The sequence below is a fragment of the Nocardia exalbida NBRC 100660 genome (genome assembly GCF_000308575.1).
GTDB classification, from domain to species: domain Bacteria; phylum Actinomycetota; class Actinomycetes; order Mycobacteriales; family Mycobacteriaceae; genus Nocardia; species Nocardia exalbida.
On sequence record NZ_BAFZ01000122.1, the window covers coordinates 1 to 11,921 of the forward strand.

9 protein-coding genes and 1 pseudogene are annotated in these 11,921 nt (G+C 69.2%); 4 read left to right on the forward strand and 6 right to left on the reverse strand.

The window, feature by feature from the left end; all coding sequences use genetic code 11:
- Positions 1-9: 9 nt before the first annotated feature.
- Positions 10-690: an NYN domain-containing protein gene (locus ON29_RS28505; protein WP_040871078.1), complete on the forward strand. Its 681-nt coding sequence runs from the start codon at positions 10-12 to the stop codon at positions 688-690.
- Positions 690-3,725 carry an MMPL family transporter gene (locus tag ON29_RS28510; RefSeq protein WP_040871069.1) on the forward strand — a complete coding sequence of 1,012 codons (3,036 nt, stop codon included), beginning with the start codon at positions 690-692 and terminating at the stop codon, positions 3,723-3,725. Before ON29_RS28505 ends, ON29_RS28510 begins: the two co-directional genes overlap by 1 nt.
- 216 nt (positions 3,726-3,941) lie before the next feature.
- Here ON29_RS28510 and ON29_RS28515 read toward each other — a convergent pair whose 3' ends face one another.
- Together ON29_RS28515 and ON29_RS28520 are read right to left on the reverse strand one after the other, a co-directional pair.
- Complete coding sequence (locus ON29_RS28515) at positions 3,942-5,549, reverse strand: DUF2339 domain-containing protein (protein ID WP_245549196.1); 1,608 nt, start codon at positions 5,547-5,549, stop codon at positions 3,942-3,944.
- Between the two features lie 902 nt (positions 5,550-6,451).
- Positions 6,452-6,904, reverse strand: coding sequence for a hypothetical protein (locus tag ON29_RS28520; RefSeq protein WP_040871070.1), 453 nt, complete (start codon positions 6,902-6,904; stop codon positions 6,452-6,454).
- Positions 6,905-7,245: 341 nt separating this feature from the next.
- Here ON29_RS28520 and ON29_RS28525 point away from each other — a divergent pair, with 341 nt between their 5' ends.
- Positions 7,246-8,436, forward strand: coding sequence for a helix-turn-helix domain-containing protein (locus ON29_RS28525; protein ID WP_040871071.1), 1,191 nt, complete (start codon positions 7,246-7,248; stop codon positions 8,434-8,436).
- On the opposite strand, the gene ON29_RS28530 is transcribed toward ON29_RS28525, so the two are convergent.
- Positions 8,433-8,801, reverse strand: a complete 369-nt coding sequence (locus ON29_RS28530) for a MerR family transcriptional regulator (RefSeq protein ID WP_040871073.1) — start codon at positions 8,799-8,801, stop codon at positions 8,433-8,435. The genes ON29_RS28525 and ON29_RS28530 overlap by 4 nt on opposite strands.
- A gap of 149 nt (positions 8,802-8,950) precedes the next feature.
- Between ON29_RS28530 and ON29_RS37550 the strand changes: the two are divergent.
- Positions 8,951-9,538 (forward strand): annotated as a pseudogene (locus tag ON29_RS37550) (oxidoreductase); the annotation flags it as partial.
- Between the two features lie 450 nt (positions 9,539-9,988).
- Here the strand turns inward: ON29_RS37550 and ON29_RS28540 are convergent.
- The 3 genes from ON29_RS28540 to ON29_RS28550 all read right to left on the reverse strand — a co-directional run.
- Positions 9,989-10,624 carry a DUF1707 SHOCT-like domain-containing protein gene (locus ON29_RS28540; RefSeq protein ID WP_040871080.1) on the reverse strand — a complete coding sequence of 212 codons (636 nt, stop codon included), beginning with the start codon at positions 10,622-10,624 and terminating at the stop codon, positions 9,989-9,991.
- A 119-nt stretch (positions 10,625-10,743) separates the two neighbouring features.
- The gene (locus ON29_RS28545) at positions 10,744-11,409 is read right to left on the reverse strand and encodes a response regulator (RefSeq protein ID WP_040871077.1); all 666 of its coding nucleotides are present in this window, start codon (positions 11,407-11,409) and stop codon (positions 10,744-10,746) included.
- Between the two features lie 19 nt (positions 11,410-11,428).
- On the reverse strand, positions 11,429-11,921 hold a 493-nt coding region (locus ON29_RS28550; protein ID WP_040871082.1), incomplete at its 5' end, for an ATP-binding protein.

Below are 11,921 nucleotides of genomic sequence, written 5' to 3' on the forward strand. Positions count from 1 at the left end.
GCCGGGGAGGTGCACGGGGGCGGAGCGGAAGGTCTGGGCGGCTCGACGCCGGACGTGCGCCGCGTCCTGTTGGTCTGGGACGCCCCGAATCTCGACATGGGCCTCGGCGCCATTCTCGGCGGTCGCCCCACCGCCGCCTACCGCCCGCGGTTCGACGCGCTCGGCCGCTGGCTGCTGGCCAGGACCGCCGAATTGTCGGTGGGCGCGGTGCACCGCGTGGAACCCGAGGCCACCGTCTTCACCAACATCGCGCCGGGCACCGCCGACGTCGTGCGCCCCTGGGTGGAGGCGCTGCGCAACGTCGGCTACGCGGTCTTCGCCAAACCCAAGATCGACGACGACTCCGACGTCGACGCCGACATGCTGGCGCACATCGCCCTACGCAGTCGCGGCGCCGGCCTGGCGGGCATCATGGTCGCCTCGGCCGACGGCCAGGCGTTCCGCGAACCGCTGGAGGAACTCGCCGCCAAGGGAGTGCCGGTCCAGGTGCTCGGCTTCCGCGAGCACGCGAGTTGGGCCGTCACATCCGATACTCTCGAATTCATCGACCTCGAGGACATTCCGGGCGTGTTCCGTGAACCGCTGCCCCGGGTGAGCCTCGACTCGCTGCCCGACGAGGGTGCCTGGCTGCAGCCGTTCCGGCCGCTGTCGGCACTGCTCACCTCTCGCCCCGCCCAAGGAGTCGCTTAGTGTTCACACGCTGGGGCGATCTGGTATACCGGCTGCGTTTCGCCGTCATCGGCGTAGTCGTGGCCGGTCTTCTGGCTCTCGGTGGCTACGGCCTCGGGTTGGAGGACCACCTCAGCTCCAGCGGGTGGGATGATCCGACCTCGGAGTCGGCGCGTGCGGCGCGGATCAAAGACGGGGCCTTCGCACGGAATCACGACTCCGACGTCATCGTGTTGTACACCGCGCCGAATGGCAAGACCATCGACGATCCGGAGTTCAGCGGCAAGATCATCGAGAATCTCGCCGCTCTGCCCCGCGAGCATCCGGACGAGATCACCAAGATCAATGGGATGTACTGGCGGAACGACGCGAACATTCCGACTCAGGCCAGCATTTTCGGGTCGAAGGACAAGAAGTACGCCTTCGCGTCCATCGCCATCAGGGGCGATAACGACACCGATATGGTGCGCAACTACCGCAAGGTGAAGAACGTCTTCTTCATCCCCGGCGTCGACGTCCAGGTGACCGGGTTGCAGGCCGTCGCGGGCACATTGAACGACACGATGGCCGACGATCAGAAGCGCATGGAGATCCTCGCCATTCCGGCCGTGGCCCTCCTGCTCTTCTTCATCTTCGGCGGAATCGTCGCCGCCGCGCTGCCGCTGATCGTCGGTGGCCTCACCGTGGTCGGCGCCTGGGGGATCGTCCGCTTCATCACCGAGTTCACCGAGGTGAATTCGTTCGTCTCGCCGGTCGTCTCGATGATCGGCCTCGGTCTTGCCATCGACTACGGCCTGTTCATCGTGAGCCGATTCCGGGAGGAACTCGCCGAGGGTTACAGCACCAAGGCCGCTGTCCGCAGATCGGTGATGACCGCCGGCCGCACCGTGGTGTTCTCCGCCACCATGATCGTCGCCAGCCTCGGCGGCATGCTGCTGTTCCCCCAGGGCTTCTTGAAATCGGTCGCCTACGGCGCCATCGCGACGGTCACTTTGGCGGCGCTGACCTCGATCACCGTATTGCCCGCGATGCTGGCGGTGCTCGGCAAGCGCGTCGACATGCTGGGCCTCAAGCGGTTCCGCAAGACGAAGACCGCCGACGAGGTGGAGGGCGGCTTGTGGGGGCAGTCGACCCGCTGGGTGATGAAGCATCCGCTCAAGATCGCGATTCCACTCTGCATCGTCTTGCTGCTGCTGATCATTCCGGTCAAGAACCTGACTTTCGGCGGCATCAACGAGCGGTATCTGCCACCGGACAATTCGACCCGGCTGGCGCAGAAGCAGTTCGACACGATCTTCCCGCTGCGCAAGTCGGATCCGATCGAACTGGTCTTCGTCGTCGACGATCCCAGCCTCGCTCCCCAGGTGGGCAAGGTGGTGAAGGAGGCGAGCAAAGCGCCCGGGCTGGCCGGTGAATTCGCTTACCCGCCGAGCACGGCTCCCAACGACAAGACCATTTACAACACGTCCGTCACGTTGACCAATTCGGAAGACGCCGATCCGACCATCGAGTACCTGCGCTCGCTGGAATTGCCCGACGGTGTCACCCTGCTCGTCGGCGGTCAGCCCACGATCCAGAAGGACAGCATCGACGCCCTGCTGGGCCGGATGCCCCTGATGATCGCGCTGGTCCTGTTCGTGACGACGCTGCTGATGTTCCTGACCTTCGGGTCGCTGGTGCTGCCGATCAAGGCCGCGCTGATGAGCGCCCTCGGCCTCGGGTCCACGCTCGGCATCCTCACCTGGATCTTCATCGATGGCCACGGCGCGGGCCTGCTGAACTTCACTCCGCAGCCGATCATGTCGCCGGTGCTGGTGCTGATCATCGCGATCATCTACGGTCTGTCGACCGACTACGAGGTCTTCCTCATGTCGCGCATGGTCGAGGCGCGTGCCCAGGGCGCTAGCACCACCGAGGCCGTCCGGATCGGCACCGCGCAAACCGGCCGGATCATCACCGCCGCCGCGCTGATCCTGCTCGTCGTCACCGGCGCGTTCGCCTTCTCCGACCTGGTGATGATGCAGTACATCGCCTACGGCATGATCGCCGCGCTGTTCATCGACGCGACCGTGCTGCGCATGCTGCTCGTCCCGGCGACCATGAAGCTCCTCGGTGACGACTGCTGGTGGGCGCCTGCCTGGATGAAGAAGGTGCAGGAGAAGGTCGGGCTCGGTGAGCCGATCCTCGACGACGAGCGAGTCGGCGGTGACGATCTCGTCGACCTGGTCAAGACCACGCCGATCACCGACCCGGTGACCATGCAGATTCCCGCGGTCGCCGACGCCAACAAGGTGCCGCGCAGGCGTAAGCCGCGTACGGTCGCCGAGATCGAGGCCGACGCTCCCACCAGGCGGCTGGACCGGGTTCCGCCGTCGCCGTCGCCGGCGCCGCAGGCGACGCCCGTGCCTCCGCCGCTCGATCCGAGCAGGCAGCGACCGGAACCGCCGCGAAATGCCACCCCTCCGCACGGTGAGCCGATTCGCCCGCGGCGGATCTCGCAGGCGCCGAACCCTCCGCGCTCGACACCGGACCGGACGGAGCAGCGGCCACCCTCGCCGCCCGCGAACCCGCAAGGCTTCGCAGCGCCGCGACCGATTCCGCCCACGGGTCTGCCGCAGGACCAGAACGCGCCGCACGCCGGTGTGCCGTCGGTCGTTTTCCCCGAGCACAGCCCGCGACCCGTCGTGTCCTCGGTCACGCCGCCCGCACCGCGCCCGACCGCCGCACCGGAACCCCTTCCGCTGTCCGGCATCTCGCAAGACCCGACCCTCGACCTCGCCCAGCCCGGCGCCCCTCGTGCGGCGCGGCATCTGCCGCCGGACGCCCCTGGCGCTTTCGACGGCCCCGCTCACCGCGCACCCGAGCCCGAGCCCGAAGCGCCCGCGGAGCCGTACAACGGACCGGACACCACCAACCGCAGCAGTATCGAGAGCTGGATGGCCGAACTCCGCTCTTCCCGCCGCCACGTCGGCAGGCCCGAGGAGGGCCGCCATCACGGCGGCGACGGCCGCACGGTAAGCGTGAACGAACTCCTGCGCCGCCGCGACCGCGAGTGAGCGTGTAGGCGTCGCAATGGAACGCCGCCGCGCCCTGGCCGGGTAGTTCGCCCGGAAAGAACGCAGCGGCCTTACCGATCCGCGTTTACGGACGCGCTGTGTAGTACCACCAGTCCGTCTTCCCATCCGGAATGTACGGTTCGCATCCGGTGTAGACCGTTGCACGTTCGTTGATCACTGCGATTCGCGGCAGCAGGGCTGCGCACCGGAGGTGACTCAGTCGACGGTCGTGTCCTCGGGGTCGACGGTTTTCGCGTCGGCGAAAGCGCGGGCGTAGCGCGTTCCGGCCAGGAGCAGCAAAATGCCGACGACCAGGAAGGCGGCGACGCGGACCAAGCCGTCCAGGGTGGCCAGGTCGAAGAGGAAGAGTTTGGCCAGTGCGGCTGCCGTGACCAACAGTCCTGAGCCCAGGGCGAGTTTGGCCACGGCGGGTGCGGTGGCGAGCCTGCGCAAACCGAACAGGAGGGCGGCGGTCGCGGCTGCCATCCAGAGGATGGTCGCGGCGCTGTGGCCGACGAGGAAACCGTTCGGCGTCCGGGTCGCGACGCCGATGGAGACCGTCGTCGCGGTGACGGCGTACAACCCGGCGATGCTGGCGGTGATCCATTGCCACTCGTTGCCCGTGGCCGGGCCGGGCACTCGCCGCGCGCACCACAGGGCCACCGCGACCACGCCAAGGGCGAGTACCGCACCGAGCACGGTCGCCACGCCCAGTTCCGCTTCCGAGCGATGCTGCGAGGCGAGTATTTCCGGGCTCGCGACATTCAGCAGTGCGAAGCCGCCGAGCACCGCGAACGCCGTGCCGAGACCCGCCGCCGGGCGTGATCTCCGCTGGCCCGCTACGCCCAGGAAGGTCAGCGCCACCAGGAGCAGCCCCGTGGGGAGCGTTCGCGGCCCGGTCGCACCGACGCACGCCTCGAGCAAGGCGATCGAGCCCGCGACAGCGGCCACGAGCGCGGTGTGTCCCGGAATCCGCAGGTAGGCGTTCAGTTTCGCCACCATGGTCACCGCCGCGACGAGCAGAAGCACAGCGGCGGCGATCGAGGCCACCGATACCGTGACGAACCGCTCCTCGAACATCCCCGGAGCGACCAGGATCGGCGCGAGCGCCGCCGCCATCGTCAGCGAGGCAGTGACATCGGCGGCCCGATGCCGGACGACGACGAGCGTCCCGGCGACCCCGACCAGCGCGACCGCCACCGCGGCCACGAGCACCCAGGTGCGCTCCTCGGCCGCGGGCGTACCGAGGATCGCCCCCGTGACGAACGCGAACGTCGCCAATACAGCCGGCAAAGTCCGTGCCACGTGCAGATACGGCCAGTTCCGCGTCAATTGCACCGGCACGCAGGCCAGTTGCAACACGATCAAGAACGCGAGCAGGACCAGCCGCGTGGTCAGAACCGGAGACAGCGCCGCCCCGGCGAGCACCACCAGCACCGCGAAAGGCTGCGAACGCCACTGCATCGCCAGCCCGACGCCCGCGGTGGCGACACCGAAGGCGACGGCGAGCCCGAGCACCGGATGCAGCCAGTGGTAGATGGCGGTCAGCGCGACGACATCGAGGTAAGCGCCCGCGATACCGGTGGCCGCCAGCGCGATACCGCCGACCCGCCCGCCGGACCGCCCGAAGACGCGCACGCCGGTACCCACCAGCGCTGCCGAGAAGGCCGCTCCGGCGACAACCCTCGGCACCGGCCCGAAGAACCCCGCCTGCGCGGCCAATACCAGCAGCATCGCGACGCCGATCAGCGTCACCGCGACACCGGCCAGCGCGAGGATCCGGCTGATCACCCCGTCGCGCTGCCACCACGGAGTGTGCGGCACTGGTGGCTTCGCGCGCGGTGGGACAGGCGGTCGAGGCGGCGTCGGACCGTGTGCGTTCGGCGGCCACGGAGCAGCACCCCACGCGCCACCGGGCGGCGGGGTGAAACGCGGAGCGTAAGGGGGCTGCGGAGGGGGAACCGGCATACCGGACGCCGGCGAATGATCCGGCCACGGCGACGTCCCGAATGGCACGGCGCCGGACGGAGGACGCTCCGGTCCCGCGAACCCACCACGGGCGGGCGTATGAGCCGTGCCGGACGACGGGCTCGCATCGGCCGCCGTCCGACCAGCCACGCCGGACGTCTGGTCACCCGTCCCGCCCGGTACGGAACTTCTCGGAACCGGAGCACTCGCGTCGTCGGCCGTCCGCCCACGCGTTCCCCCCGCCGCGAATCCACCGGGCGCGTCAGCCATCCACTTGCGAGCGTCTCCGGTCTCGCGCACACCCCGCGAGTCAACCGACAACCCACCCACTGGCACACCCCCGGGATCACCCGACAACCCGCCCACTGGCATTCCCGGCGCGTCCCCCACCGATCCACCGGCATCTCCGGTCACCGAGGTACCCGACGTGTCAGCCGTAGACCCGCGAGCCTCTCCGGCGACGAGACCGCCCGGCGTAGTGGATCGGCCGGTGTCCCCTCGCCCGCCGCCCGTATCCGCGGCGACCTGCTCGTGCAGCAGCCGCAAATCCTGTCCGAGCAAGCCCAGCCGCGTCCCCAACGTGGTGAACTCGCCGGAGAGCCGCGCGAGCAGCGCCGGATCGATGGAGGTAGTCATGACTCTCATGCTGATTTCCGCGAGGTGCGCGGGCATGAGTAGTTACCCCTGGTAGACAGCCGGGTTCTACCCGACCGGCCCGCACCCGGGGCTGTCGGATACGGACCGGTCACGCCAGGTGGTCAGTAGGCGCGCGAGCCGATGACCTCGTGCACGGCATCGATTACCGCGGCGCGCGGGGGCATGCGCAGGACGCCCGGCGCCGGTTCGCCGGCCCAGTGCCAGCCGAGGGCCGTGTCGGAGCTGGGCAGCAGGATGATGCGACCGCCGGGGACGACGGTGACGCCGTGGCCTGCGAGGCAGCGGCGAACCGGGACTTCGACCGGCCGAGCGGGGCTCGGGGGCGTGACGAGGAAGGTCCAGGTGCGTTCGCCGGGGTCGGCGATCACGGCCGCGGTGTGGTTGCGGTCCAACTGGGCCAGCACTTTCCGGCCCAGCTCCGGCGGCATGACGATCGCCCCGATGATGGATCCGGTGGTGATGCTCGGGCGTCCGGCCAGAAGCTGAACCGGCAGCCCGTAGGTATGCCGCAGCAGATGCGCGACCTCATGCGGAGTGTGACAGCTTTCGAACATCGCCCTACTCCGCATCACAGAAGCCGAATTCGGTCATAACGGCGGACTTTCGGGATAGCAACCCGCGCTGGTCGCGCATCCCTGTGCCGGGATTCGCGGGAAGAGCGCTGCGCACCGGCCGGGTGGCCTGTGCACCAGGCCGCGGCGCGCGATCGGCGCGCCCGGCCTGCACGGTGGTATTCGGCATGGTTTTCATCGCCGCCGCCCTTTGCAGTCAAAGTTGCAGAAAGGCAACGGTATTCCAACCAGCAGCGAACGAGTCGTACGCAATGTCCCACTTCGGTAGTCCCAGATAACATAGCGTCGTACTCTGAAACCCAGATTTAACAAAGGACTTGGGTATGGACGAATCGTCGATCGGAGTTCGGATCCGCCAGTTCCGCGGCAAGGCGCTCACCCAGCGTCAACTCGCCGACCAGGCGGGAGTCAGCGTGGATCTGGTGCGCAAACTCGAGCAGGGCGGTCGCCAGACCGCCTCCATCGCCAGCTTGCAGAAGATAGCGCGCGCCCTGGACGTGGACATCGCCGATCTGATCGGCAAGCGCCAAGGTGTGCCTTCCGCCGATCCGGACGCGGGCATCGTGGCGATCCGCCGCGCCCTGACACCGGTCGACGACCTGCTCGGCGAGACCAAGGAGGAGGCGGCGGTCAGCCTCGACGACGGCCGTCGGGCGGTCGACTACGCCTGGGGCGCCTACTGGTCGGGCCGCTACGAACTGCTGACCTCGATCCTCCCGCCCGGGTTGACCCAGCTCCGCGCCACCGTGCACGCCGCGCGCAACGGTTCGGTCGCGCCTGCCAACGAGTTGCTGGCCCGGATGTACTGGGTGACCGGTTGTACGCTGGTGCATCTCGGCCAGACCGATCCGGCGTTCCTGGCGATCCGGCAGGCGCTCACCGCCGCCGAGCTGGGCAACGACCCCCTGCTGCTGGCCACCATCCGCGGTTCGGTGGCCTGGCAGTTGCTGGTGCAGGGCCGCTACGACGAATCGCGCGGCGTCGCGCTCAACGCGGCCGCGACCCTCGAGCCCTCCGGCGACGTCACGCCGACGCACCTGTCCGCCTACGGCTCGCTGGTGTTGCAGGGGGCGACCGCCGCGGGCCGGGCGCAGGACGTGCAGGAGGCACTGTCCCTGGTCGAGGCCGCGAGCGAAGTCGCCATGCGGATCGGCGTGGACCGGCAGGACTACGAGACCTATTTCGGCCCCTCACAGGTCGTCATGCAGACGGTCGATGTCAACGTCTCCTCCGAGCGCTACCCGGAGGCACTGGCCGCGGCCAAGAACATGCCGGTCAACGGCAGCCTCCCGCAGGCGTCGCGAGCCCGGCACCTCGCCGACACGGCGGTCGCGCTGACGCGCACCGGGCAGCACCGGCGGGCGCTGGACGCCTTGCTCACCGCGGAACGGGTGGGCGGCGCGGACTGGCTGAAATACCAGACCCTGCCGCGTCATATCGTGTCCGAACTGCTCGACCACGACCGGAAGGTGCCGCTGCGCGCGTTCGCCCGCCGGGTCGGGGTCAACACCTAGGTCGCCGCCCGTTCACCGGCCCGTTCGATCACCTCGTCCAGCACCTCGCGCGAGCGCACGAGATCGTTGATGGTGCGGGTGATCCGCTCCCGCTCCGTCCGCAGCTCGTCGACCAGCGCGGGCGTGGCGTACTCGTTGGGACCGCCGTCCGCGTCGCGCATGCAGGGCAGGATCCGCGAGATCTTCTTGCTGGTGAGTCCCGCCGCGAGCAGCTCCTGAATGTGGATGACCCGGTCCACCGCCCGCTCCGGATAGTCGCGATGACCGCCGGGTGTGCGATCGGAGGCCAGCATGCCTTGCTGCTCGTAGTAGCGCAGCGACCGCTCACTCACGCCGGTCCGCTCCGCGAGTTCCCCGATTCGCATCCGCCACCTGCCTTTTCCCGTTCCGGCTTGAATCTCACATCGGTGTCAAGTTTTACCGTACTACCATGACGAACACAGCGGCTCCCGCCCTCTTCCAGCCCGCGGCCATCGGCTCCCTCGCACTGCCGAACCGCCTCGTGATGGCACCGATGACCCGCAACCGCGCCGCGTCCGACGGCACGCCGTCCCCGCTCATGGCGACCTACTACACCCAGCGCGCGAGCGCGGGCCTGATCATCGCCGAGGCGACCACGCCGAACCGGGTCGGGCAGACCTACGCCGACATCCCCGGGATCTATACCGAACAACACATCGCGGGCTGGCGCGCGGTGACCGGCGCTGTCGCGGCCGCGGGCGGGCGCATGTTCCTGCAACTACAGCACGGCGGTCGCGTCGGTCATCCGGACAACAGCGGGCTGTCGCCGATCGCGCCCTCTCCGATCGCGCTGCCCGAACCGATTCACACGCCCAGCGGCGCGCAAGATGCCGTTGTCCCGCTGGAGATGTCCACCGCCGACATCGAAACCACCATCGCCGATTTCGTGTCCGCCGCCCGCAACGCCATCGCGGCCGGATTCGCGGGGGTGGAGATTCACAGCGCGAACGGTTATCTGCTGCACCAATTCCTGGCGCAGAACACCAATCAGCGCACCGACTCCTACGGCGGGTCCGTGGCCAACCGCATCCGTTTCACCCGTGAAGTGGTCGAAGCGGTCGCGGACGCGATCGGCGCCGAGCGCGTCGGTGTGCGAATCTCTCCCGGAGTCTCGGTCAACGGCATCGACGAGGGCGACACCGACGATATCTATCCCGCACTGGTCTCGGCACTGGCGGAAAGCGGCCTCGCCTACCTGCACTACGTCTTCGCCGACCCCGATCAGCCGCTGTTCCAGCGGATTCGGTCGCTGTGGGCGGGCACCTTGATCGCCAACCCGAACCTGGGCTGGGGCGTTCCCCTGCCCGAGGACGGCGGCGGGCAAGCCGCGCGGCGCCTGCTCGCCGGGCGGCGCCGACCTGATCTCCCTGGGCCGTACCTTCCTGGCCAACCCCGACCTGGTCGAGCGATTCCGCGCGGGAGCGCCGCTGAACCCGGTCCGCGACGCGCACCTCATGTACGTGGGCGGCGCGGAGGGCTACACCGACTACCCGACGCTGGCCATGGCGCCCGCGACCCACTGAACGGCCGCTCAGCGACCCATCAACCGCCGCCACTGCGCGATGAACGGATGCTTCGCGGTGACCGATCCGAATCGCAGTTTGCCGTGCACCACCAGATGCAGCGGGCCGATCGGCGGGCCGGTGCGGACCTTGTTGTTCACGCTGGAACCGATCAGCTCCAGACTGTTCAGGTCGACGGTGGCCTCCGCGGGCACGATCAGGTTGATCGAGCCGAAGAAGTCGTCGACACGCAGTTCGACCACTTGGGTCGACATGATCGCGGCGGTGAAGTCCAAGGTGACCCCGGACAGCCAGTTGTTCAGATGCAGCGTGGGCGGCACCTGCCACGAGCCGCGGCGGTTCACCCCGGACAACCGCGAACGGATCACGTTGCCCGTGGCGTTCGAGCCGGGGGCCTGCCTGGCGAACGCCGGCGAGGTGTTCACGAACGTCGACGGCGCCGCGGCGGGCTGCCCGACCAGGCGCACACCGGGCAGATCGATGAGGACGGCGTTCAACTCGCCGCGCGTCCTGGCGGCCAGAGCCGTGTCCATCCGCTCGGTGAACTCGCCGAGCGAGAGCATGCCGAGGCCGACGGCGCGCTGCAACAGTTGACCGACGTGTTCCCGCTCGGCGTCCGACACGCGCAGTTCCCGGTCGCCCACCGCGCCGCCGGAGCCGACCGCCTTCGATACCGATTCGGGCCCACCCATGCGATCGAGGTTACCGAGCGCGCGGCCACCTCCGCATCAGGGCGATCCCTGATCCGGAGGGCGCCGGGGGCCTACTCGAGCCCCTGTTCGATGGCGTAGCGGGTCAACTCGACCCGGTTCGCCAGCTGCAATTTGCGCAGCGTCGCCTGCACGTGGTTCTCCACGGTGCGATGACTCAGTCCCAGCCGCGTCGCTATCTGCTTGGCGGACAACCCTTTCGCCACCATCCGCAGCACCTCGGTCTCCCGCTCGGTGAGCGCGGGCCGGTGTGGCTCGTCCGGTTGCGCGGGCGCGGTCGCCATCCGCCGGTATTCGCCGAGCACCAGCCCGGCCAGCCCGGGAGTGAACACCGCTTGACCGGCCGCGGTGGCGCGCACGGCGTCGACGAGCTCGGCCGCCGACGCGCTTTTGACCAGGTAGCCCGAGGCGCCCGCCTTGATCGCGTCGAGTACGTCGTCACGCTCGGCCGAGGCCGAGAGCACGAGCACCCGGCTCTGCGGCGACACCCGCAGCACCTCGGCGGTGGCCTGCGCCCCGTTGCCGTCGGGCAGCTGCATGTCCATCAGCACCACGTCCGGGCGCACCGCGGCGGCGCGCCTGCCCGCCGCGGCGACACCGTCGGCCGTGGCCGTCACCTGGAAGCCCGCCTCGGTGAGATCACGAGAGACGCCGTCGCGCCACATCGGGTGGTCGTCCACCACCATCACCGAAATGGACTCGGCCGCCTGGTCCGTCATCCGCGCCTCCCGTCGTCGCTCATCTGGGCACCCGGAATTCCCATTCGGTGCCGAACCCGACCCCGCCGTCGATCTCGGTGAGCAGGTCCGCGCTGCCGCCGAGGGCCGCGATCCGGCCGACGATCGATCGGGAGACCCCCATGCGCCCTTCGGCTTCCGCCTCGGCCAGCCGGCCCGGCGGAATGCCGACGCCATCGTCGCGCACACTGATCACCAGTTCGTCGCCGGTGTCCTCCAGTAGGACATATGCTCTCGCGTCCGGCCCCGCGTGCAGTTCCACATTGGACAGCGCCGTGGCCACAGCCGAGGCGATCTCGTTCGCCATCCAGCGGCCGACCCGCACCGGCTCGCCGGGCGTGGACACCGACACCGCGGGGGTGGATTGCGCGGTCAGCAGGGGCCGCAGGTCGACCTCAGTGCCCCCCGCGTCCCGGTGATCGGCCTGCTCGGTGATCAGCACGCGCAGCGCCACCTCCTGCTCACCGGCTCGCAACGCCAATTCCTCCGTGGGC